19 protein-coding genes are annotated in these 21,913 nt (G+C 72.6%); 5 read left to right on the forward strand and 14 right to left on the reverse strand.

Annotated elements, in window-relative coordinates; translation table 11 throughout:
- Positions 1 to 75: 75 nt before the first annotated feature.
- From SCWH03_RS25640 to pgm, 7 genes are all read right to left on the reverse strand, one after another.
- Entirely contained in the window at positions 76 to 864 is a 789-nt protein-coding gene (locus SCWH03_RS25640) for a VOC family protein (RefSeq protein WP_173266870.1), read from the reverse strand.
- 263 nt (positions 865 to 1,127) lie between these two features.
- Positions 1,128 to 1,496 (reverse strand): DUF779 domain-containing protein, encoded by a 369-nt coding sequence (locus SCWH03_RS25645; RefSeq protein ID WP_173266872.1) that lies wholly within the window; start codon positions 1,494 to 1,496, stop codon positions 1,128 to 1,130.
- A gap of 251 nt (positions 1,497 to 1,747) precedes the next feature.
- Positions 1,748 to 2,986, reverse strand: a complete 1,239-nt coding sequence (locus SCWH03_RS25650) for a cytochrome P450 family protein (RefSeq protein WP_173266874.1) — start codon at positions 2,984 to 2,986, stop codon at positions 1,748 to 1,750.
- Complete coding sequence (locus tag SCWH03_RS25655; protein ID WP_173266876.1) at positions 2,983 to 4,050, reverse strand: amidohydrolase family protein; 1,068 nt, start codon at positions 4,048 to 4,050, stop codon at positions 2,983 to 2,985. Before SCWH03_RS25655 ends, SCWH03_RS25650 begins: the two co-directional genes overlap by 4 nt.
- Entirely contained in the window at positions 4,047 to 4,934 is an 888-nt protein-coding gene (locus tag SCWH03_RS25660) for an NAD(P)-dependent oxidoreductase (RefSeq protein WP_173266878.1), read from the reverse strand. The genes SCWH03_RS25655 and SCWH03_RS25660 overlap by 4 nt, the downstream gene beginning before the upstream one ends.
- Positions 4,931 to 5,269: an antibiotic biosynthesis monooxygenase family protein gene (locus SCWH03_RS25665; RefSeq protein ID WP_173266879.1), complete on the reverse strand. Its 339-nt coding sequence runs from the start codon at positions 5,267 to 5,269 to the stop codon at positions 4,931 to 4,933. Before SCWH03_RS25665 ends, SCWH03_RS25660 begins: the two co-directional genes overlap by 4 nt.
- 572 nt (positions 5,270 to 5,841) lie before the next feature.
- Positions 5,842 to 7,482 carry a phosphoglucomutase (alpha-D-glucose-1,6-bisphosphate-dependent) gene (gene pgm, locus SCWH03_RS25670; protein WP_173266880.1) on the reverse strand — a complete coding sequence of 547 codons (1,641 nt, stop codon included), beginning with the start codon at positions 7,480 to 7,482 and terminating at the stop codon, positions 5,842 to 5,844.
- Between the two features lie 318 nt (positions 7,483 to 7,800).
- Here pgm and SCWH03_RS25675 point away from each other — a divergent pair, with 318 nt between their 5' ends.
- The gene (locus SCWH03_RS25675; RefSeq protein ID WP_173266881.1) at positions 7,801 to 8,421 is read left to right on the forward strand and encodes an L-threonylcarbamoyladenylate synthase; all 621 of its coding nucleotides are present in this window, start codon (positions 7,801 to 7,803) and stop codon (positions 8,419 to 8,421) included.
- Positions 8,422 to 8,620: 199 nt separating this feature from the next.
- Here the strand turns inward: SCWH03_RS25675 and SCWH03_RS25680 are convergent, their stop codons facing one another.
- Positions 8,621 to 10,678 (reverse strand): discoidin domain-containing protein, encoded by a 2,058-nt coding sequence (locus SCWH03_RS25680; RefSeq protein WP_371872779.1) that lies wholly within the window; start codon positions 10,676 to 10,678, stop codon positions 8,621 to 8,623.
- A gap of 558 nt (positions 10,679 to 11,236) precedes the next feature.
- Between SCWH03_RS25680 and SCWH03_RS25685 the strand changes: the two genes are divergently transcribed.
- Positions 11,237 to 12,373, forward strand: a complete 1,137-nt coding sequence (locus SCWH03_RS25685; RefSeq protein ID WP_173266933.1) for a phospholipase D-like domain-containing protein — start codon at positions 11,237 to 11,239, stop codon at positions 12,371 to 12,373.
- Positions 12,374 to 12,483: 110 nt separating this feature from the next.
- On the opposite strand, the gene SCWH03_RS25690 is transcribed toward SCWH03_RS25685, so the two are convergent.
- Positions 12,484 to 12,969, reverse strand: coding sequence for a DUF5709 domain-containing protein (locus tag SCWH03_RS25690; protein ID WP_173266882.1), 486 nt, complete (start codon positions 12,967 to 12,969; stop codon positions 12,484 to 12,486).
- 416 nt (positions 12,970 to 13,385) lie between these two features.
- Between SCWH03_RS25690 and SCWH03_RS25695 the strand changes: the two genes are divergently transcribed.
- Together SCWH03_RS25695 and SCWH03_RS25700 are read left to right on the forward strand one after the other, a co-directional pair.
- The gene (locus SCWH03_RS25695) at positions 13,386 to 14,831 is read left to right on the forward strand and encodes a glyceraldehyde-3-phosphate dehydrogenase (protein ID WP_173266883.1); all 1,446 of its coding nucleotides are present in this window, start codon (positions 13,386 to 13,388) and stop codon (positions 14,829 to 14,831) included.
- Between the two features lie 337 nt (positions 14,832 to 15,168).
- Positions 15,169 to 16,413 (forward strand): cytochrome P450 family protein, encoded by a 1,245-nt coding sequence (locus tag SCWH03_RS25700; protein ID WP_254077020.1) that lies wholly within the window; start codon positions 15,169 to 15,171, stop codon positions 16,411 to 16,413.
- A gap of 1 nt (position 16,414) precedes the next feature.
- On the opposite strand, the gene SCWH03_RS25705 is transcribed toward SCWH03_RS25700, so the two are convergent.
- Genes SCWH03_RS25705 through SCWH03_RS25725 form a run of 5 tightly spaced genes read right to left on the reverse strand, consistent with a single transcriptional unit; the run spans position 16,415 to position 20,582 of the window.
- Entirely contained in the window at positions 16,415 to 17,881 is a 1,467-nt protein-coding gene (locus tag SCWH03_RS25705; protein ID WP_173266884.1) for a cytochrome P450, read from the reverse strand.
- On the reverse strand, positions 17,878 to 18,480 hold the full coding sequence (locus tag SCWH03_RS25710; RefSeq protein WP_173266885.1) for a GTP-binding protein: 603 nt from the start codon (positions 18,478 to 18,480) through the stop codon (positions 17,878 to 17,880). Before SCWH03_RS25710 ends, SCWH03_RS25705 begins: the two co-directional genes overlap by 4 nt.
- The gene (locus SCWH03_RS25715; RefSeq protein WP_173266886.1) at positions 18,458 to 18,820 is read right to left on the reverse strand and encodes a DUF742 domain-containing protein; all 363 of its coding nucleotides are present in this window, start codon (positions 18,818 to 18,820) and stop codon (positions 18,458 to 18,460) included. The genes SCWH03_RS25710 and SCWH03_RS25715 overlap by 23 nt, the downstream gene beginning before the upstream one ends.
- Positions 18,817 to 19,230, reverse strand: coding sequence for a roadblock/LC7 domain-containing protein (locus SCWH03_RS25720; RefSeq protein WP_173266887.1), 414 nt, complete (start codon positions 19,228 to 19,230; stop codon positions 18,817 to 18,819). Before SCWH03_RS25720 ends, SCWH03_RS25715 begins: the two co-directional genes overlap by 4 nt.
- On the reverse strand, positions 19,227 to 20,582 hold the full coding sequence (locus SCWH03_RS25725; RefSeq protein WP_173266888.1) for an ATP-binding protein: 1,356 nt from the start codon (positions 20,580 to 20,582) through the stop codon (positions 19,227 to 19,229). Before SCWH03_RS25725 ends, SCWH03_RS25720 begins: the two co-directional genes overlap by 4 nt.
- Before the next feature lie 288 nt (positions 20,583 to 20,870).
- Here SCWH03_RS25725 and SCWH03_RS25730 point away from each other — a divergent pair, with 288 nt between their 5' ends.
- On the forward strand, positions 20,871 to 21,812 hold the full coding sequence (locus tag SCWH03_RS25730; RefSeq protein WP_173266889.1) for an AraC family transcriptional regulator: 942 nt from the start codon (positions 20,871 to 20,873) through the stop codon (positions 21,810 to 21,812).
- Positions 21,813 to 21,913 lie beyond the last annotated feature (101 nt).

Below are 21,913 nucleotides of genomic sequence, written 5' to 3' on the forward strand. Positions count from 1 at the left end.
AGCTCCGGGGCTCCGGGCGCGGGCGGGCACCTGCCCGGGGCCGGCCGGAGGCGGCCCGGGCATCCGCGCGCCCCGTCAGGTGAAGCTCGGCATCTCGCCCTCGGTCGTGGCGGTGTCGATGACGGCGAACGGCGCGCCCTGCGGGTCGACCACGGCCGCGAACCGGCCGAAGGGGGTCGTCATCGGCCCGAACACCAGCCTGCCGCCCCGTCTCCGGACCGCTGCGACCGCGGCGTCGCAGTCCGCGACCGTCCAGTAGACCTGGACGTAGGACGGCACCTCGGGCGGGGAGTCGTCCGTGGTCTCCATCCGGCCCAGGACGGGCCCCCGCCCCAGGTCGAACACCTTGAAGTCGCCCTCCGGGTCCACCAGGGCCTTCACGCCGTAGCCGAAGACCGCCGGGAAGAACGCGTCCGCTTTCCCGGGCTCACGTGTGACGACCTCCGCCCAGCAGAAGGAGCCGGGGACGTTCGTCGCCTCGAAGCCCTTGTACGTACCCCCCTGCCAGACGCCGAAGAAGACACCGCCCGGGTCCCGCGCGAGGCACATCGTCCCCAACTCGCCCACCTGCGTCGGCTCCAGGAGCACTGTGCCGCCGTTCTCCCGGATCCGCCCGGCGGTGGCGGCGGCGTCCGGGGACGCCAGATAGAGGCACCATCGGGAGGGCCCCTCCTGCCCGGGCGCGGGCGGGACCACCGCGGCGACGGCCTTGCCGTCCGCGAACGCCCGCGTGTAGCCGCCGTACTCGGGCGACGACTCCCCGAACGTCCAGCCCAGGACCTCGCCGTAGAAGGCCTTGGCCCCCTCCAGGTCCGGGAACATCGCGTCGGCCCAGATCGGTGTGCCTTCGGATGCGTCTGCCATGACGGTGACTCTCTTCCGTGCGGAATTACATGGTTCGGAGGCTCTCCTCCCCAGCCACGCTAGCGATCGCCGCTCGGTCCCGCGCGGTGATGCGGTTTTCCGCCCCTGGACGGGATCCGACGCCCGCAGGGATGGACCGGTCCCCGGTCCCCGGTCCCCGGTCCCGGGTCCCGGACCCGGAGTCCGTGCACCGTCGCGCCGACCGTGCCCGTATCCGTATCCGTCCCCGTCCCGTCCTTGCACCGGGGCGTTCCGGCACGGACTCAGGTACCGAGCACCCGGGACCGGATCAGGAACCGCACGCCCTCGGGAGCCTCCAGCGAGAACCCGCTGCCGCGCCCCTCGACCACGTCGACGATCAGACGCGTGTGGCGCCATGTCTCGTACTGGCTCGCCGACATCCAGAACGGCACCGGCGCGTCGACGCCCTCGACGGCGAGTTCCGCCAGCAGCACGTCCGAGCCGCCGGTGCGGAACTCGCCCGCCGGGTAGCACATGGGGGCGCTGCCGTCGCAGCAGCCTCCCGACTGGTGGAACATCAGGGGCCCGTGGGCTCCGGTCAGCCGCCGCACCAGGCCGGCCGCCGCCGGGGTGAGCTCCACGGGTGCGGTGGCTTCCGTCCCCCCGCTCATGACGCCGAGTCCGAGGCCCGCGCCGCCCGCCCGCTCGTTCGGTGCTCCGTATGACGCAGATACACGTGCCGCCCCTTCCTCGCCCGCGGCCCTTCCCTCAGGGGCCGCCGTCGGCGGCCCAGCCAACCACCCCGGACGTTGCGAGGGCGTTGCACCGCATCCGGCTGCAGCGTTCGCCCCGGCCGCACGGGCCGCGGTGCGAGACCGGCTCGGGGTACGGGCCCGCACCGCGGCGTCCGGGACGCCGCCGGTCAGGCGGCGGCGGGTTCGAGCACGACCGGCAGCTCGGTGAGGCCGCGGAAGGCCGGGAACGGCACCTCCATCCACGTCGGCTCCGCCCGCGGATCGGCCGGCGCGATCCTCGGGAACCGGGTGAACAGACCGCTGAGCGCGAGCTGGGTCTCCAGCCGGGCCAGCGGCGCCCCCAGGCAGTAGTGACCGCCGTGCCCGAAGCCGATGTGGGCGGCGGTGCCCTGGCGCCGCACGTCGAACACGTCCGGGTGCTCGAACTTCAGCGGGTCGCGGTTGGCGGACAGCAGCGAGATCTGCACCAGCGCGCCCTTCGGGATCCGGGTGCCGCCGATCTCCATGTCCTCGGTCGCGTACCGGAAGGTGGCGCTCTCGACCGAGCCGTCGAAGCGGACCAGTTCCTCCACCGCCGGGCCGATCAGCTCCGGGTCCTCCCGCACGGCGCTGAGCTGCCCGGGGTCGGCCAGGAAGTGGTGCACGGCGTTGCCGATCAGGTAGGCGGTCGTCTTGTGGCCCGCGAACATCAGCAGGAAGGCCGTGGAGACCAGTTCGCCGCCGGTCAGCCCGCCCTCCCGGTCCCTGGTCGCGGCGAGCGCGCTGAGCAGGTCGTCGCCCGGCCGGTCGCGCTTGCGGGCGATCAGCTCGGTGAAGTAGGCGTGGAGGTCCTCCTCCGCCTGCTGCTGGGCCCGCTTGAACTCCTCGCCGAAGCCCGTCTGCGCCACCGTCGTGGACAGCTCCTGCATCAGCGGCCGCTCCTCGGGGGGTACCCCGAGCAGTTCGCAGATCACCGTGATCGGCACCGGGAAGGCGAACGCCGGCAGCAGGTCGAACGGTTCCCCGGTCGGGCACGCGTCCAGGAGCCGGTCCACGATGTCCTCGATCTTCGGCCGGAGGGCCTCGACCCGGCGCGGGGTAAACGCGGAGTTGACGAGTGTGCGCAGCCGGGTGTGCTTGGGCGGGTCGGAGTTGAGCATGTTGTCGTCCAGCGCCACCGACGAGTCGCCGAAGATCCTCCGGTACGCGTCCATGGCCCCGTACATGTCCTTGCTCAGCCGGGGGTCCGAGAGCGCGGCGCGGGCGTCCTCGTACCGGGTGATCAGGTAGGTCTCGATGCCGTGCGGGGGTGTCATCGGGCAGACGGGAGCGGTGTCCCGCAGATGCGCGTACACCGGGTGGGGGTTGCGGCGGAACTCCGCGGTGCACCGCTCGGCTGCGGCGACGGGGTCGTGCGTCGTGGTCACGGACGGCTCCTGAGGTCGAAGAGGGCCTCGGCGTTGCCACCGAGGATGCGCTGCTGGGCCGCCCTGTCGACGGGCAGCTTCTCGATCATGCGGATGAGGTCCTCGAGGGGCACCGAGAGCGGCGGCGAGTCGGTGCCGAAGAGCATCCGTCCGGGCCCGAGCACCTCCGTGTTGAGGGCCAGATGGGCGGGGCTGAACGGGCTGGTGTCGACGTACATGCGGCGCAGCGCGGCGCCCGGGTCGGGCGACGCCTGGACGGCCGGCTCCGGGCCCCCCGCCGGAGGCCGCCCGGAGGGAGGCCGTCCCGCGGTCTCTCCGGTCCTGGTCTCTCCGGCCCCCCGCCGTCCGGCATCCGGCGGGCCGGCGGGCGGCGGGGCGGCGGGCGGCGCGCCCCCGCCCCAGTGCCGGGGGCGCGCCGCCATCTGGAGGCGCTCCGGCAGCAGGGCCATGGCCCCGCCGCCGGTCGCGCCGATCAGCCGCAGTCCGGGGTACTTGTCAAGCCACCCCGCGAAAGCGATCATGGCCATGCCCATGGTGACGTCGCCGAAGCGGCCGATCTGCTCGACGAAGGCGATGTTCTCCACCCGCTCCGTGCCGATCGGTTCGGCCGGCGCGTGCACCATGACGGGCACTCCCGCCTCGGCGGCCAGCGCGAAGAAGGAGTCCGCCCGCGGCGAGCCGAGCAGCTCGCCGTGCACGCTGGAAGTGGTGATCAGGCCGACGAAGGCGGGGTCCGCCAGTGTCTCCCGTACCCCTTCCAGATGGTCGTCGTCCCCGAACGGGTTCGCGTACACGTACCCGCGCAACTGGTCCGGGAACTTGGTGATCAGGCCCGACATCCACGCGTGGAAGCCACGCAGCCGGTCGCGCGGTTGCCTGTAGTTGTCCACGCCCGGAACCCGCGCCATCGCCCCGGCGCCGACGGGGCTGCCGATGATGGTGAGGTCGATTCCGGCCTGGGCGCGGGCGGCGAGCATGCCGTCCACATCGGTCAGGCTGGGGGGCATGGGGAAGCGTTCGGCCGCCTCCGGCGGGGACAGGTGCCCGTGGATGTCGATGATCATTTGTCGGTTCCCGGTTTCCGTGTGAGGGCGCGGGTGACCGCGGCGCAGTCCTCGTCACCGAAGCCCTGCCCGGTGGCGCTGACATGGGTCTCCGCGGCCGCCGCGGTGAGCGGCAGGCTCAGGCCGGTGGCTTCGGCCTGCTCCGTTGCGAGCATGAGGTCCTTGGCCATCAGCCGCAGCCGGAAGTCCGGCTCCTCGAAGCGCCCCGAGGCGAGGCGGCGGGACTTGAACGACATGACCGGTGACGCGAAGCCGCTGCCCGCTATGGTGCGCAGGACCTGCCTCCGGTCGAGTCCGAAGGCGGCCGCCAGCTCTGCCGCCTCGGCCATCGCCTGCACCTCTATGCCCATCAGCAGGTTGAGGAGCAGCTTCATCCGCATGCCGGAACCGAGTGCGCCCAGATGGACGACCTCCTTGGCCAGCATCTCCAGCAGCGGCCGGCCGGTGGCGAAGACCCGCTCCTCGCCGCCCACGAACAGGCGCAGTTCGCCGTCGCGGGCGTGGTCGCGGTTGCCGAGCATGCCGACGTCCAGGACGGCGGGCGCGTCGCCGGTGAGGCGGACGACCTCGTCGGGCGCGACGGTGCTGGCGCAGATCAGGGCGCCGGGGTAGCCGCCCCGGGCCAGGATCCCGTCCGGGCCGCGCAGCACGGCCCGCAGGGCCTCGCCGTCGGCGACGGTGCAGATGGCGGCGCTCGTGCCGTCGACCGCCTCGCTCGGGCGGGACGCGGCGAAGGCGCCCGCTCTGGCGAGCGGCTCGGCGCGCTCCGGGGTGCGGTTCCACACCCGCACCTGTATGCCTTGACTCAGGAGGCGTGAGGCCAGGCCGCCGCCCATGGTGCCGAGACCGAGGACGGCGACGGGGCCGTTCGTGGTGTAGGTCATGACGTCTCCTTCACGGTCTCCATGACGACGCGGAACCTCAGGGACTGCGTCGAGTCGACCCACTCGCGGAGCGGGGCCACCAGGGCACGGTGGTCGTCGCTCTGCTGCCAGGCGAAGAAGTGTTCGGGAGTCTCCCACTCGCTGGTGATCACCCACTGGCGGGAGTCGTCGACGGGCTGACCGAGCCGCTCGACGATGTGGCCGGGCGTGCCGGCGACGGACTTCCGGAGCTTGTCGTACATCTCCAGGAACCCCTCTTCGCCGCCCTCGACGACCCGGACCGCGAAGACCACGGACAGCCTGTCGTTCTGCCGGCCGTTCTGCACAGTGCCCATGTCTCCTCCTGATGGTGAGAACCGACGGGACACGCTTTCCAAGGACTCATGGCCCCTGGGGGGCTGCAACTCCGAATGGCGGACACCCCAATGGACGCAGGGGGTACCGCTCCGTGATTAGTCCATGCGGGTGAGTGACACCCGGGCCCGGACATGGGGAAGGCGAGAGTGTTCCGGGACCCCGTGAACCGGGTCGGGTTCCCCGCTCGGGCAGCGGCCGCCACACGGATCGGCCGACTGCCCCACGCGAGGTCGTGCGAAAGGCGCCCAACGGCCCAACGGCCGTACCGCCGATCGGGGCGCCGGTGGCCCGGTGGCCCGGTGGCCCGGCGGGGCGGCGGGGCGGCTCCGCCGCCGCTCCGTGGGCCGAAGGGCCGATGGCCGCCGCCCTCGCTGCGGCCGCACGCGCCGCGACCGCCCCCGCCCGTGCCGGGCGCACGTCTGCCCGGGGCGCCCGCCTGGGGGCGGCGGCAGCACGGCGCCGGACCGCCCGCACCGGGGCACCCGCGCGGCGCGGGCGGCAGGGTGCCGCCGGCCCGCCTCGCGGCGGGCGGGTGCTGCCCGGTCCGGGCTCAGCCGTGCAGGGCCGCTGCCACCACGGACCGCGCCTCCTCCTGCACCCGGGCCAGATGCCCGGACCCGAGGAACGACTCGGCGTACACCTTGTAGACGTCCTCCGTGCCCGAGGGACGCGCCGCGAACCAGGCGTTGGCCGTGGTCACCTTGATGCCCCCGATGGGTGCGCCGTTGCCCGGCGCATGGGTGAGCACGGCGGTGATCGGCTCACCGGCCAGGGTGTCTGCGGACACCTGCCCGGGAGAGAGCCGGCTCAGCACGGCCTTCTCCTCACGGGTGGCCGGAGCATCGACCCGGGCGTAGGCCGGTGCGCCGAACCGCTCGGTGAGCGAGGCGTAGTGGCGGCTCGGCGAGACCCCCGTCACGGCCAGCATCTCGGACGCGAGCAGGGCGAGGACGATGCCGTCCTTGTCGGTCGTCCACACCGAGCCGTCCCTGCGGAGGAACGAGGCGCCGGCGGACTCCTCGCCGCCGAAACCGAGCGAGCCGTCCAGCAGTCCGTCCACGAACCACTTGAAGCCGACCGGCACTTCGCGGATCTCGCGGTCCAGGTCGGCGGCCACCCGGTCGATCATGCCGGACGACACCAGCGTCTTGCCGACCGCCGCTCCGGCCGGCCACCGGGGGCGATGGCGGAAGAGATAGGAGATCGCGGCGGACAGGTAGTGGTTGGGGTTCATGAGCCCGCCGTCCGGGGTGACGATGCCGTGCCGGTCGGCGTCCGCGTCGTTGCCCGTGGCGACCTGGAACAGCTCGCGCTGCCCGATCAGCGACGCCATCGCGTGCGGGGAGGAGCAGTCCATCCGGATCCTGCCGTCCCAGTCCAGCGTCATAAACCGCCAGGCCGGGTCGGTGAGCGGGTTGACGACGGTCAGATCGAGGCGGTGCTGCTCGGCGATCCGGCCCCAGTACGCGACGGACGCCCCGCCGAGCGGATCGGCCCCGATGCGCACACCGGCGGCGCGCACCGCGTCGAGGTCGAGCACCGACGGCAGGTCGGACACATACGAGCCCAGGAAGTCGTACCGGCCGGTCGTCGCGGCGGCGAGCGCCCGCGCCCAGGGGATCCTCCGTACGTCCTTCAGCCCGCCGGTGATGATCTCGTTGGCGCGCTCCTCGATCCAGCCGGTCGCCTCCGAGCCGGCGGGCCCGCCGTTCGGCGGGTTGTACTTGAAGCCCCCGTCCGACGGCGGGTTGTGCGAGGGCGTGACCACCACGCCGTCGGCCAGGCCGGAGCCGCGACCGCGGTTGTGGGCCAGGACGGCGTGCGAGACGGCCGGCGTGGGGGTGTAGCCGTCGGCCTCGTCGATCAGCACGGTGACCCCGTTGGCGGCGAACACCTCCACCGCCGTCACCTTCGCGGGTTCCGACAGCGCATGGGTGTCGGCACCGAGGAAGAGCGGTCCGCCGACGCCCTGCCCGCTCCGGTACTCGCAGATCGCCTGGCTGGTCGCGGCGATGTGGTCCTCGTTGAAGGCCGTGGCCAGGGATGATCCGCGGTGTCCCGAGGTGCCGAAGGCGACCCGCTGGCCGGGGTCCGCCGGATCGGGGTGCAGGGCGTAGTACGCCGTCACCAGCCGGGGTACGTCGATCAGGTCCTCCGGCCGCGCCGGCTGTCCCGCGCGCTCGTTCGGCATCCGTCCACTCCTTGGCATCGGTCGGGTGCGATCAGGGTAGGCGCCATGATCGCTCGTCGGTATCCGTTCGTCCGGTTGCCCCCCGCGCTCACCTGCCGGTGGGCGCCCCCCACCCGGCATGCCCGGCAGGCCCGCGCGTACGCCTCCCCGTTCGCGATGACCCGGAACCCGGCCCGTCCCCCCCTGTGCCGTCCCCCCTGCGCCGTCCCCCTGCGCCGGCCGTCTGCGCCGCCGTGCCGTCCCCACCGTCCCCGCCCGGGATCTGCCCGGGCCGTCTCCGCCCGGCCCGGGACAGCCCTGATCACCTACACTCGCCGGATGGCGAAGTACTTCGATGTCCATCCCGACAACCCGCAGCGCCGCACTGTCAGCACCGTGGCCGACACTCTTCGGTCCGACGGGCTGGTCGTGTACCCGACGGACTCCTGTTTCGCTCTGGGCTGCCGCCTCGGCAGCCGGGACGGCATCGACCGGATCCGCTCGATCCGCAACCTCGACGACCGGCACCACTTCACGCTCGTGTGCCGGGACTTCGCCCAGCTCGGCCAGTTCGTGCACGTCGACAAGGACGTCTTCCGCGCGGTCAAGGCGGCCACCCCGGGCAGCTACACGTTCATCCTGCCGGCGACCAGGGAGGTCCCGCGCCGGCTGCTGCACCCCAGGAAGAAGACGGTGGGCGTGCGCATCCCCGACCATGTCGTCGCGCAGGCACTGGTCGAGGAACTCGGCGAACCGCTGCTCTCCAGCACCCTTCTCCTGCCCGGCGAGGACGAGCCCATGACCCAGGGCTGGGAGATCAAGGAGCGGCTCGACCACGTGGTGGACGCCGTGGTCGACTCGGGCGACTGCGGGACCGAGCCGACCACCGTCATCGACTTCTCCGGTGGTGAACCGGAGATCGTCCGCCGGGGCGCCGGCGACACCGCGCGGTTCGCGTAGCCGCGGGCGCGCGAGCGTACCCCGGAGCGGCAGCCGGGCCCCGGCGGCCGCCCCGGCCGAACGCCGCTTCGGGCTGTGCCCCCGCCCGGGCGGCTCGGCGTTCCGCGGTTCCGGCGCGGTCCGCACACCGCCCCGGAACCGGGGCCGGCCGGATCAGCCGCTCCGGCCGGCCCCGGCCACCGGCCCGCTCCGGGGCGGCTCAGCTGCCGTAGACGCCGACCTCGTACAGGGAGTAACCCCACGTGGTGCCGCGTTCCAGTCCCTGGATCCGCACATGGCGGGCCGTCGTCCCGTCGAACCGGGCCGTGTCCAGGCCGCCGTCACCGGCCGTCGTGGACCACACTTGACGCCAGTTCGTGCCGTCCGACGACACCTCGACGCGGTAGGCCTTCGCATAGGCGCGCTCCCACTCCAGGGTGACCCGTGCGACCAGGGACGGTGCGCCGAGATCGATCCGGAGCCACTGGCTGTCGCTCCAGCCGCTCGCCCAGCGCGTATGCGCCTTCCCGTCGACGGCCCTGCCGGGAGCGTAGCTCGTGAACAGGCTCCACTCCGATGAACTGGCGGAGGCCGCCGCGCCCGCGGCGAGGTTCACCCCGGCCCGGTGCCGCTCGGACGCACCCCAGGTGCCGAGGTAGGACTCGGCGCCCTTGAAGAGGTCGTCCACCACGCCCTGTCCGCCGACGATCCTGATGTCCTCCAGCCAGTCGGGGATCAGGCCGTAGTGCGCGGCGCCGTCGGTGTTGATGTCCCAGGTGCGCTCGCCGGTGGTCTGCCGGTCGAGGACGGAACCGCCGTCTGCGCTGCGGAAGGGGTAGCGCACCGGGTCGGGGGTGTCGGCGCCCCGCGGCCCCGGCCAGCCGCCGACCCCGTTCATGTCGCTGCCGTAGCCGTATCCGACGCCGTACTTCTCGCGCAGTGCGTCCGTGCGCTCGGCCTCGTCGCTGAAGCGCTCGGAGCCGTGCATGTACTGGGCGACGAACCCGCCGAGCCGGTACACCCGCTCGGTCCAGTCCATGTCCATCCAGCTGTGCGAGGAGATCACGCCGGGGTACGACGCGGCCTCCAGGATGTCGAAGGCCCGGCCGGCGGCCTTGACGCTCATATGGTCGATCTCGAGCATCATCTTGCGCTCCATCATGCCGCGCAGGGCGTACTCGCCCAGTTCGGTGAGCCCCCGGGTGTTGCACTGCGCGTCCGCGGCGTACGACGGGACCTTCACGCCCGAAGGGAGCTCCTTCTCGGCGGCGGGGGCGGCGGCGAGGCCGATGGGGTTGTCGCGCTGCGGCCCGGTGCACTTCTCCGTCTTCCAGAAGGTGCCGGTGGACAGGAACTGGCCGACGTTGATCGCGGTGCCCTGCGTGCCCGAGTCGAAACGGACCCCGCACAGCGCGTTGTCGAACTTGTGGCAGAGGAACATGCTCCGCACACCGAGTTCGTGGAGTTCGTCGAGACCGCGGTCGATGTCGTCCTTCCCGCACTGCGGGATGTCCAGGATCTGCCTGCAGCCGAACGGCTCGGAGGTCTCCACGCCGAGGACCACGGCCAGTCTGCCCTGCTCGATCACCTGCCGGGCCTGCGCGGAGTCGGTGACGATCCGGAAGAAGCCCTTGCCGGGTCCGCCGTAGATCCCGTCGATGTACGCCTGCATCGCGTACGTCTTGCGCGCCTGCAGGCGGATGGAGGTCATCTCGTCGCAGCCCCGGTCCTTGAAGAAGTACACCGAGCAGATGACACCGTTGGTGACCAGGTCGTTGACGAGGACGCGCTGCCCGCCGCGCCAGGCCCGCTCGATCCAGGCGTAGTAGTTCTGCTGGTGGGTGACCGAGTCATGGGCCGGCCAGTCCTTGAACGTCGGCCAGCCGTCGGGGTCGTGGCGTCCGTCGCCGCCCTTGGTGATGAAGTCGAACACCGCGAGGGAGCCGTCGGGGTAGTGCTCCGGGCAGTCCTTGAGGGCATCGGCGATGCCCTGCTCGGAGAAGGCCCTTCCGCAGATGAGCCGTCCGCCGAACGCCTCGTTCGACATGATGTGGTTGTGCGCGTCCACAAAGCCGCGCACCTTTCCGTCCGGGCCGGTGCCCTGGAAGGGCTCGCCCGAGACGTCGATCCGGGAGTCGGGTACGGGCCGGGCGTCGGGGACCCACCACCCGGACTCCGCGGAGGACCCGGGAGCGGTGCCGAGCACCAGGGCCAGCGCGGTGAGGAGCAGTGCCGCCACCGCGAGGGGGCCGCGGCGGCGGCGCGAGCGCCGTGTCATCGTCATCATCCAAGCCTTCGCCGAGCGGGAGGGGGCCGGGTCCGTCCGGGGCGGGGACCTTCCCGGAGATCCCCCACTTATGTCATGACCAGTACAAGCGGTGCGATGAGGGTCGCGACTGCTGCACAAAGAGTCAATAGCCGGAGGCGAGCGAACTGCTGCCCCCACCGCCCGGCCGATCGGGCCGCGCCCGGGCCGGGGTGATGGGCGCGAATCCCGCGGCCGGGGGCCGGGCCTGCCCTTCGCTGCCGTGCGATCTAGACTGTTCGGCAGCGCACCGCACCGCACCGCGCCGCGCCGTTCGCCACCGCGCCGCCGAACCCGCTGCGGACCTGCCCGCGGTTCGCCGCCTGCGGGCCGGAGGCGGCGACGCTCCGCCGAATCCCGCCGCCAGGAGACGCCGTGACCCCCGATGACGCCGTACGTCCGGCCGCCGACCCGGCCGGAGCCGCGGCTCCGGCCACCGGTCACACCGCGTCCGCAGGCCCGGCCGCGTCCGCACGCCCGGCGTCGGCGACCCCTCCGGCGCCGGCTTCCGCGACAGCCGCGGCGCAGCGGCTGCGCCGCAGACTCGAGCGACTGATCGGTGTGCCGGCGACCGAGGGCAACGAGCTGGTGCCACTGCGCAACGGGGACGAGATCTTCCCCGCCATGCTGGACGCGATCCGGTCGGCGGAGCGCACCGTCGACCTGATGACGTTCGTCTACTGGCGCGGGCAGATCGCCCGCGACTTCGCGGGCGCACTCGCCGACCGGGCACGTGCCGGCGTACGGGTACGGCTGCTGCTCGACGGCTTCGGGGCGAAGGAGATCGAACAGGACCTCCTGGACGCCATGGACGGCGCGGGCGTGCAGATCGCCTGGTTCCGCAAGCCCGTGTGGCTGTCCCCCTTCAAGCAGAACCACCGCTGCCACCGCAAAGCCCTGGTCGTGGACGAGCGCATCGCCTTCACCGGCGGCGTGGGCATCGCCCAGGAGTGGTGCGGAGACGCCCGCGACCCGGGGGAGTGGCGCGACACCCATGTCCGGGTCCGGGGCCCCGCGGTGGACGGGGTCGCGGCGGCGTTCGCCCAGAACTGGGCCGAGTGCCATGACGAGCTGTACGACGAGCACGACCGGTTCGCCGAGCAGCCCCGGTGCGGCGACTCCGTGGTGCAGGTGGTCCGCGGCTCAGCGAACATCGGATGGCAGGACATGCAGACGCTGATCCGGGTCATGCTGACCTCCGCCGAGCGGCGCTTCCGCCTGGCGACCGCCTACTTCGCGCCCGACGCGTTCTTCGTCGACCTGCTGTGCCGGACCGCGCGCCGCGGCGTGCGGGTGGAGATCCTGCTGCCCGGCCCGCACACCGACAAGCGGGTCTGCCTGCTGGCGGGACAGCACCACTACGCGACGCTGCTCGACGCGGGTGTGAGCATCCGGCAGTACCAGCCCACCATGATGCACGCCAAGATCATCACAGTGGACTCGGTGGCGTCCCTCATCGGGTCCAGCAACTTCAACCGGCGCTCGATGGACCACGACGAGGAGATCATGCTCGCCGTCCTCGACGAGTCCTTCACCGCGGCGCTCGACGCGCACTTCGACGAGGACAGCGAGCGCAGCGCGGACATCGACCCTGCCCGCTGGAACCGGCGTGCGGCCGTCCAGCGGGTCAGGGAGGCGTCGGTCGCCCCGATCCGGCGATTCCTGTAGCGCGGGGGCGTGCCCGGTTGCGGGTGTGCCGTCCGGTCGCCCGCCTGCCCTGCTCCGCGTACGGCACACCCCTCCGCCCGCCGCGGGTGCCCCGGCGGGCGGCCTTCCCGTCACCCCCCGGTGCCCGGCGGCTCGCCGAGGTCCTCCTCGACGACGATGTGCACCGCCGCCTCCTCGGCTCCGGCGGCACCCGCGTCGATGCCCACATCGCTGGCGAGGAGCTGCTTCTCCGTGTCCGGGCGGGCACCCTCGTCGGGTGCCACCAGCCGCCCGGCCCGCACGCTCCCGACCTCGTCGTCGATCGGCTCGCCCTCCCCGCCGGGCAGGTCTCCGATGCCGTCCCAGTCGTCCGCCGCGACATCGGGAAGTTCCCCCGCGAGCCGCTGGTCGAGCGTCTCGCCCTCGCGCTGCTCGGCCGCCGTCGTCCCCACCCTGTTCACGCCGAGCGGCCGCTCCGGCGGAGAGTAGCCCTGGTCGAGTATCTGGTCGTAGTCCGGCTCGTCCAGGGCGTCCTCGAGGTCCAGATGGGCCGCGTCCCCCTGCTCCTCGTGGGAGCCGGTGGGCTGGTAGACGGCATCCGCCATGCTGTCGCTCATGATCGTCTTCTCGCTCACCGGAGCTCCGATCTGCGGAGGGCCTCGCGTCCCGGTCGGAGCGCCTCTCCTGGTTCGCGGCCCGGTGGCCTGCCCGAGCCGTCGGTGACGCGATCTTGGCGGGCACCGCTCGCCTTGCCGGGCCCGCACGGTTCCCGTGCAGCCCCGTGCCCCTGCTTCCCAGCTTAGTGCCGGGGCCGGAAGGGTTCACCGGCACGCGGCGCCCGGCGCCCGCGCGCTCTGCCCGGACCGCTCGCCCCGGCCACCGGTCCCGCCGGCCCCCGCTGCGCCTTCCCGTCCCGCCGTCCAGCCGTCGCGGCGGGACGGCCGCGGCCCCGGGCACCCGACCGGGCCCCTCCGAGGGGCCGGACGACCGGCGGGTTAGCATATGAGCACCGCCTAGCTCGAAAGATAAATCTGTGACTGTCAATGAGGACTCGTTCACCAACTGGAAGCATCGCGAGGAGATCGCGGAGTCGATGATCCCGATCATCGGGAAGCTGCACCGCGAGCGGGACGTCACCGTCCTGCTGCATAGCCGCTCCCTGGTGAACAAGTCGGTGGTCAGCATCCTCAAGACCCATCGGTTCGCCCGCCAGATCGCCGGCGAGGAACTCTCGGTCACCGAGACGATGCCGTTCCTGGAGGCCCTCGCCGCGCTCGATCTCGGACCCTCCCAGATCGACATCGGCATGCTCGCCGCCACCCACCGGACGGACGGCCGCGGTCTCTCGGTGGAGGAGTTCACCGCGGAGGCCGTCGCGGGTGCCACCGGCGCCAACAAGATCGAGCGCCGTGAACCGCGCGACGTAGTGCTCTACGGCTTCGGCCGCATCGGCCGGCTCGTCGCCCGGCTGCTCATCGAGAAGGCCGGCTCCGGCAACGGGCTGCGGCTGCGCGCCATCGTCGTCCGCCGGGGCGGTGACCAGGACATCGTCAAGCGCGCTTCGCTGCTGCGCCGGGACTCGATCCACGGCCAGTTCCAGGGCACCATCACCGTCGACGAGGCGAACAGCACGATCGTCGCCAACGGCAACGAGATCAAGGTCATCTACGCCGGCGACCCGTCGGAGGTCGACTACACCGCCTACGGCATCAGGGACGCCATCCTCATCGACAACACGGGCAAGTGGCGGGACCGCGAGGGCCTGTCGACGCATCTGCGCCCCGGCATCGAGAAGGTCGTCCTGACCGCGCCGGGCAAGGGCGACGTCCCGAACATCGTGCACGGCGTCAACCACGACATGATCAAGCCGGACGAGCAGATCCTGTCCTGCGCATCCTGCACCACCAACGCCATCGTCCCGCCGCTGAAGGCCATGGCCGACGAGTACGGCGTGCTGCGCGGCCACGTGGAGACCGTCCACTCGTTCACCAACGACCAGAACCTGCTGGACAACTACCACAAGGCCGACCGCCGCGGCCGCTCCGCGCCGCTCAACATGGTCATCACCGAGACCGGCGCCGCCTCCGCCGTGGCCAAGGCGCTGCCCGACCTCAAGGCGCCGATCACCGGCAGCTCGATCCGCGTCCCCGTCCCGGACGTCTCGATCGCGATTCTCAGCCTCAGGCTCGGCCGCGAGACCACCCGCGACGACGTGCTGGACTACCTCCGCAAGGTGTCGCTGACCTCGCCGCTCAAGCGCCAGATCGACTTCATCACCGCACCCGACGCGGTCTCCAACGACTTCATCGGCTCGCGCCACGCGTCGATCGTCGACGCCGGGGCCACGAAGGTCGACGGCGACAGCGCGATCCTCTACCTCTGGTACGACAACGAGTTCGGCTACTCGTGCCAGGTGATCCGCGTCGTCCAGCATGTCTCCGGGGTGGAGTACCCGACCTACCCGGCGCCGATCGCCTGACATCCGGCGCCGGTGGTCCGGTTCCGCCCGCCCGGTACCCGGAGCCGGGCTCCGGCGGTCCGAATGTCCGGATGTCCGGATGTCCGGTTCCGCCGTCCCGGACGTGCCGTGTCCCGGTGGACGAGGACGCCCACCGGGGCCTTTGCCGGCCTGCAGGCGTGGCCGCGGTGCCGCCCCGTGGCCGCGCCGGTGCGAAGGGCCCGCCCCCCCGGCCAGTTGCCGCTGCGCGCAAGGGCCTTGCCCCGGTGCGCAGGCGATGGGGAGTATCCTCGGCCGGCCGCCCTACGGGGGAGTAGCGTCACCGAACGTACTGAAGGCCGAGCAGGGGAGGCGCCCGATGCCAGACCAGTGCCCGTTCGTGATGGACCCCGCGGGGCGGGACATCCACGGCGAAGGCGCCCGGATGCGCGAGAGAGGCCCGGTGGTGCGGGTCGAACTCCCGGGTTCCGTGGAGGCGTTCGCGGTGAGCAGCCCCGCTCTCCTCAAGCGGCTGCTCACCGACGCACGGGTGTCCAAGGACCCGCGCAGGCACTGGCCGGCCTGGATCAACGGGGAGATCCCGCCGGACTGGCCGCTGTTCACCTGGGTCGCCGTGCAGAACATGTTCACCGCCTACGGCGGGGAGCACCGGCGGCTGCGCGGTCTGGTGTCGCGTGCCTTCACCGCACGGCGCACGGCCGCGCTGCGCCCCCGCATCGAGCAGATCACGGAGCAACTGCTGGACCGGGTCGCCGAGGTGGGGCGCCGGGGCGAGGTGGTCGATCTGCGCGAGGAGTTCTGCTACCCGCTGCCCATCCAGGTGATCAGCGAACTGTTCGGCCTGCCGGGCGACAAGGCGGTCGACCTGCGCGAGGTCGTGGACGGCCTGTTCCACACCTCCGCGGAGCCCGACGAGGTCACCGCCACCTACGCCCGTCTGTACCAGGTGCTGGGGGAACTCGTCGCGGCCAAGCGGGAGTCACCCGGAGACGACCTGACCAGCGGCCTCATCGGTGCACGAGACGAGGAGGGCGGCGCCCGGCTGAGCGAGCAGGAGCTGCTCGACACCCTGGTACTCATGATCGGTGCCGGTCACGAGACCACCGTCAACCTCATCGACAATGCGGCGCACGCCCTGCTCACCCACCCCGACCAGCTCGCGCACATCCGCGAGGGCAGCGCCACCTGGGACGACGCCATCGAGGAGAGCCTGCGGGCGGACGCACCCGTGGCCAATCTGCCGCTGCGGTACGCCGTGGAGGACATCGAGCTCGGTGAACTCGGCGGCCCGCGGGGCATGGTGATCCACGCGGGGGAGGCCATCCTCGCCGCCTACGCCGCAGCGGGGCGTGCTGCCGAGCGGCACGGCAAGGACGCCGACCGCTTCGACGTCACCCGGATCGACAAGGAGCATCTGGCCTTCGGCTACGGGGCGCACCACTGCCTCGGCGCCCCCCTCGGGCGCCTGGAGGCGAGGGTCGCGATTCCCGCGCTCTTCGACCGCTTCCCCGAACTCACGCTCGCCGTACCGCCGGAGGAACTGCTGCCCGTGGAGTCGTTCATCTCCCACGGGCACCGGTCCCTGCCGGTCCGCCTTTCCTGAATCACTCCCCCCGCCACCAGGCGAGCAGCCGGGCCCAGCCGCTCGCCGGTGCCGCGGCCGCCGGTGCGCCGCGCAGCCCCCGGTCCGGCGCGCTCCCGCGCCGGACCGCGGACGTGGACGCCCCGTCGCCCGTGGGCAGCCCGGCGCCCGCGGCTCCGCTGCCCGCCGTGTCCCCTCCGCCCCCCGGGCCCCGTCCGCCCTCCGCGGCGCTGGTGACGGGGCTGTCGACGGTGCCGTCGACAGCGGTGGTGACGGCGGTGGGCCGGAAGGAGACCGGCAGAGCGGCGAGGGCGCGGTAGAACGGCCCCGGCCGCCACTGGAGGTCCTGCACCGGGACGGCGAGTTCCATGTCCGGGACACGGTCCAGGAGCTTCTCGACGGCCACGGCGGCGATCAGCCGCGCCGCGCCCTGCGCGGGGCAGGAGTGCGGGCCGGCGCTCCACGCGAGATGGGCGCGGTTGCCCGGGTGCTGCTCCCCGGCCAGCGCGGGGTCGGTGTTCGCCGCGGCGAAACTGACCACGAGCGGGTGCCCCTCCCTGAGGAGGGTCCCCTCGTACAGGACGTCGTGCACGGGGAAGTGCACGGCGTAGTTGGCCATGGGAGGGTCGGTCCACAGCACCTCGTCGAGGGCGTCCTCCACGGGCAGGCTCCCTCCCGACAGACTGCCCGCGAAGCGGTCGTCGGACAGCAGCAGGCGCAGGCTGTTCGCGATCAGGTTCTGCTCGGGCTCGGTCCCGGCGCCGATCAGCAGGACCAGGGTGTGCACGAGTTCCTCGTCCGTCAGCCGCGCGGGATGGGCGATGAGCCGCGAGGTCACGTCCCGCCCCGGCTTCTCGCGCTTCAGCGCGATCAGAGCGCTCACGGTCCGGGTGAGGAGTTCGTTCGCCTTCTCGGCGTCGACGAGTCCGAAGATGCCGGCCATGCCCTCGACCAGCCGCTCACCGTACTCGGGAGGGCAGCCGAGCATCTGGTTGAGCACCAGCAGGGGCAGCGGCTGGGCGTATCCGGCGAGCAGGTCCACCTGGCCGGAGGCGGCGAACCGGTCGATGAGCGAGTCGGCGCTCCGCTCCACGTAGCCGCGCAGCGCATGGGGCTCCACGGCACCCAGGCTCTCCGTGATCGCCCCGCGCAGACGGCGGTGCTCCGGCCCGTCGGTCAGCAGGGCGTTCGGCCGGTAGGCCATCATCGGGGCGACCGGGCAGTCGGCGGGCACGGTGCCGTCGGCCATGTCCCGCCACCGGCGGGAGTCCTTCGAGAACGTCTCGGGGCTGCGCAGCACGTGGAGCGCGGCGTCGTAGCCGGTGACGAGTGTGGCCCGCACCCCGGGCGACAGCTCGACGGGCGCCGTCGGCCCGGTCCGCCGCATCCGCCGGTAGGCGGCGGCGGGATCCGCCGCGAACTCCGCCCCGTACAGCGGCTCGGGGCAGCGGCGGCCGGTCTCGGGCACGGGGATGGGTTCGGGGGTCACGCGTGCTCCAGTTCGCTGGTGCGGGTCAGGAGGTACTCGACGAGGGAGACCAGCGCCCGGGTGGAGGAGTGCCGGTCGCGGGCGTCACAGCGGACGAGTGGGGTGTCCGGGAGCAGGTCGAGGGCTTCGCGCACCTCTTCCAGCGAGTGCCCCGGGGCGCCGTCGAACTCGTTGAGGGCAACGGCGTAGGGCAGGCCCAGCTCCTCCAGGACGCCCATGATGTCGAACGACTGGCCGAGGCGGCGGGTGTCGGCCAGGACGAGGGCACCGAGCGCGCCGCGGGTCATGTCCCGCCACAGTTCGGTGAACCGCTGCTGCCCCGGAGTGCCGAAAAGGTACAGCACCACGTTGTCGCTGACGGTGAGCCGTCCGAAGTCGAGGGCGACCGTGGTGGTCGTCTTGCCGTGGGCGCCCCCCAGGTCGTCCACCAGGGCACCCGCCTCGGTCATCACCTCTTCGGTGTGCAGGGGGCGGATCTCGGACAGCGTTCCCACCAGGGTGGTCTTGCCGACCGCGAAATGGCCGACGACGAGGATCTTGACCGCGGTGCGTACACCAGGCCGGAGATGGATGTCGTCAGAGGCGGGCGCGGAGCCCATCGAGCACCTCCTTCAGGATGCGGGCATCGGACGGCAGGGCCGCAGGGATCGGGGCGAGGGCGACGATGTGCCCGCTGTCCATGAGATCGGCCACCAGCACCTTCGTGACGCTGACCGGCAGCGACAGATGACCGGCCACCTCCGCGACGGACAGTGCCCCGGGACGGCAGAGCTCCGTGAGCCGCCGCTTCTCGGGCCCCAGGCCGCTCGGGGGCGGCCCGTCCGCCGCGATGAGCAGGGTCACGAGATCGAGGGTGCCGCGGCTCGGGTGGGCGCGGCCCTCCGTGACCACGTAGGGCCGCACCAGGCGCCCCGAGGGGCGTGGTCTGGGGGGACTCATGCCAGGCTGCCGGTTCCCTGCCGCGCCGGGCTGGTCAGCTCCCTGCCGAGCCGGTCGACCAGTTTGTGCATCCGGTAGGTGACCGCCTCCATGTCCACGTTCTCCGTGGTGGACACCGCGAGGTAGGCGCCCTCTCCGGCGGCGACGAGGAACACGTAGCCGTGGGCGAACTCGATCAGCGTCTGCCGCCACGGGGTGTCGGCGCGGTCGCAGAACTCGGCCGTGCTGCGGCTGATGGACTGAACGCCCGAGAGCCCGGCCGCCAGGCGCTCCGCGTCGTCCCTGCCGATGCGCTCCGAGTGGGCCCTGAGCATGCCGTCCGCGGAGAGCAGGATCGCGTGCAGCGCCCCGGGCACCTTCAGGACCTCATCGAGCATCCAGCCCAACTCGTTGTTCGTGGGCTCGATCATCCTCGGTTGTTCCCTTCGTCGTCATGGGAGGTGTCTCGGGCGTCTTCGCCGGCGGCGCGCCGGGCGGTGTCCCGGGGGGTGTCCTCGGCGGCGCGCCCGTTGAGGGTGCCGCGTGCGAACGCGCCGATTCTCCGCGCGGTCTCCTCGGCCGACCGGGTGCCGGCCTCGGCGGCGGCCGTCGGCGCGGGCCGTGCGGCCGCCGGACCCTGCGCGGCCCGGCGGCGGCGCCTCGGCAGTCCTCCCGCGGTCGTCGGGGCCGCGGCTCCGACGGGCGGTTCCGACGGCGGCCGGGACGCCGGCCCGGCAGCGGGGGAGCCCCCCGCGTGGGCTGCCTCGGCGGTGCCGTCCGCGGCGTCCCGGTGGGTGAGCAGCGCCCCCGGGAGGAACACGACGGCCCGGACACCCCCGTACGGAGAGTGGGTGTCCACGGAGACGCCGAACCCGTAGCGCTGGGCGAGCACCCCGACCACGGCGAACCCGAACTGCGGAGGGTCGTCCAGCCGGGTGACGTCCACCGTGTGCCGGCCGGACAGCAGCAGCGCGGCCTTCTCCAGCGCCTGCCCGTCCATGCCGACGCCCGCGTCGTCGATCACGACGCAGGCACCGTTGTGCACCGACCGGATGCCCACCTCGACCTGGGTGCTGGGCTGCGAGTGGCGCGCGGCGTTGTCCAGCAGCTCCGCGACGGCCAGGACCACGGGCTCCACCGCCCGGCTCTCGACGGCGATGTCGACCTCGCCGTGGATCCGGATCCGCCGGTAGTCGCGGATCCGGGAAGTGGACCCGCGCACCACGTCGGTCAGCGCGGAGGCCGCCCGCTGCCGCCCCGGCCAGGATCCGCAGAGCACGGCGATGGCCTGGGCGCGGCGGCCGAACTGGGCGTTCGCGTGGTCGATTTCCAGGAGATCGCGCAGGACGTCGGGGTGGTCGTGGCGGTCCTGCATCTCCGAGATGGCCACCTGCTGCTCGCTGGCCAGGGCCTGGATGGAGCGCATGGAGGACTTCAGCGCCGCCTTCGCCGACCGGTCGGCCCGGGCCTGGGAACGCCCCACGGCCTCCGCGAACCGCTCGAGCACACCGTCCAGGCACTTCGCGAAGTCCGTTTCCGCGAGTCGCGTGTCGAGCAGCCCGACACCGGGCGCGGGCCGGTGCGCCGATTCCTCCAGGGCGGGCAGCCGGACGGTGACCAGATGGCGCAGTTCCTCCTCGCGGCTGAGCAGGTCCCCGGCGAGTTCCCCGTTCCGCTTCCTCTGCCGCGCGCTGATCCCGCGCTGGCGCGCCAGGAGCACGGTGACGGCCAGGAGACCGACGGCCAGGCACCAGACCACCGCCTCCGGTATCTGTTCAGTCATGAAGTCCTCAAGACGGCTCGAGCCTGCGGGAGCCGCCGACGTTAGCCCCGGCCGGACCTGCCCACTACCTCTCACGCGCAGAGGTCTTGCCGCCGGGCGCAGAGGTTTCCGGGAGGAATCGGCCGGTCGGCACGCTCCACGTGTGCGCGCGGTCACGACGGGTAGGCGGTCCTGCTTGTCTGCACTACGATGCCCGCGCGGAGGCTGCCGGGAAGCGCGGAGCGGCCTTCGCCACGGACAGGGACGCGTGAAGGCGGAGGGGCGCTCTTGCGTGCGGGAACGTACAGCGTGGCCACACACTCGACGGCGCATGTCGAGCCGCGGGAGCGGGCCGACTTCTGGAGCGAGCAGGTCGACTCGCGCCACACCCGGCTGGACTTCAGGTACGCCCGCCGGGACGGTTTCCGCGGTGAACTGACCAGCCAGCGCAGTGCGGACTACGAGCTCATCGGCTGGCGCAGCGACCGGATCGAGTACGTCCGGACGCCCGGGCTGGTGCGCCAGGATCCCGCACCGGACTACCGCTTCCTGTTCCCGCTCGAGGGGGAGATGACGCTGCGCCACAGCGGCCAGGAGGCGCGGCTCGCCCCGGGGTTCGGCAGGCTGATGACGCTGGACGCCCCGTTCGAGCTGCTCCACGACTCGATGCTGAGCGGCGTCATCCTGTCGATACCGGCCCGCGGGATCGACGGACCGCTCAACCGCAAGGCCCCGCTGGACGCCGAACTGGACCTGACCACGGGGCTGGGACGGGTTCTGCACGGCATGCTGCTCAGCCTGCACGCCGAGCGCACGCGCCTGGACGCCGCGCAGTTCGACGCGGTCGCCGACCGCGCCGTCGAGCTGCTGTGCATGGTCGCCGCCGGTGACGACCGCCCGGACGCGCCGGACCATCTGGCGCAGGTCGAGGCCGCCATCCGCCGCTATGCGCGCGAGCACGCGGCCGAGCCGGATCTCAGCGGTGCGTCGATGGCGCACGCGCTCGGCTGGTCGCTCCGCCAGGTCCAGCTCGCCCTCCAGAGGGCCGGCACCACACCGCGCGAGCTGATCAGGGAGGAGCGGCTGCGTGTGGTCCGCGACCGCCTCCAGCGCCCCGAGTACACGCATATGACGATCAGTGAACTGGCCTGCGCCCTCGGGTTCTCCTCGGCGAGCGCCCTCAGCACGGCCTTCCGCCGGCGCTTCGGGACCAGTCCCCGGGAGCTGCGCCGCAGGTACCGGCAGGTCTGACGCGGACGCATGGGCCGATACCGGATGGCTCTGCCCGGCCCGGAGCCGCCCCGGGAGCCCTCCGGCGTACACGACAGCGCGGGTACCGGGACCACAAGGTA

The sequence above is a fragment of the Streptomyces pacificus genome (assembly GCF_011766325.1).
Taxonomy (GTDB): Bacteria; Actinomycetota; Actinomycetes; order Streptomycetales; family Streptomycetaceae; genus Streptomyces; species Streptomyces pacificus.

What these genes read in the sequence shown, in the direction of transcription:
- SCWH03_RS25715 (WP_173266886.1), bottom strand. Translation starts at nt 18,820, where the DNA reads ATGAGTCCCCCCAGACCACGCCCCTCGGGGCGCCTGGTGCGGCCCTAC.
- SCWH03_RS25700 (WP_254077020.1), top strand. Translation starts at nt 15,169, where the DNA reads ATGCCAGACCAGTGCCCGTTCGTGATGGACCCCGCGGGGCGGGACATC.
- SCWH03_RS25665 (WP_173266879.1), bottom strand. Translation starts at nt 5,269, where the DNA reads ATGGGCACTGTGCAGAACGGCCGGCAGAACGACAGGCTGTCCGTGGTC.
- SCWH03_RS25675 (WP_173266881.1), top strand. Translation starts at nt 7,801, where the DNA reads ATGGCGAAGTACTTCGATGTCCATCCCGACAACCCGCAGCGCCGCACT.
- SCWH03_RS25680 (WP_371872779.1), bottom strand. Translation starts at nt 10,678, where the DNA reads ATGACACGGCGCTCGCGCCGCCGCCGCGGCCCCCTCGCGGTGGCGGCA.
- SCWH03_RS25725 (WP_173266888.1), bottom strand. Translation starts at nt 20,582, where the DNA reads ATGACTGAACAGATACCGGAGGCGGTGGTCTGGTGCCTGGCCGTCGGT.
- SCWH03_RS25655 (WP_173266876.1), bottom strand. Translation starts at nt 4,050, where the DNA reads ATGATCATCGACATCCACGGGCACCTGTCCCCGCCGGAGGCGGCCGAA.
- SCWH03_RS25720 (WP_173266887.1), bottom strand. Translation starts at nt 19,230, where the DNA reads ATGATCGAGCCCACGAACAACGAGTTGGGCTGGATGCTCGATGAGGTC.
- SCWH03_RS25645 (WP_173266872.1), bottom strand. Translation starts at nt 1,496, where the DNA reads ATGAGCGGGGGGACGGAAGCCACCGCACCCGTGGAGCTCACCCCGGCG.
- SCWH03_RS25710 (WP_173266885.1), bottom strand. Translation starts at nt 18,480, where the DNA reads ATGGGCTCCGCGCCCGCCTCTGACGACATCCATCTCCGGCCTGGTGTA.
- pgm (WP_173266880.1), bottom strand. Translation starts at nt 7,482, where the DNA reads ATGCCGAACGAGCGCGCGGGACAGCCGGCGCGGCCGGAGGACCTGATC.
- SCWH03_RS25640 (WP_173266870.1), bottom strand. Translation starts at nt 864, where the DNA reads ATGGCAGACGCATCCGAAGGCACACCGATCTGGGCCGACGCGATGTTC.
- SCWH03_RS25660 (WP_173266878.1), bottom strand. Translation starts at nt 4,934, where the DNA reads ATGACCTACACCACGAACGGCCCCGTCGCCGTCCTCGGTCTCGGCACC.
- SCWH03_RS25690 (WP_173266882.1), bottom strand. Translation starts at nt 12,969, where the DNA reads ATGAGCGACAGCATGGCGGATGCCGTCTACCAGCCCACCGGCTCCCAC.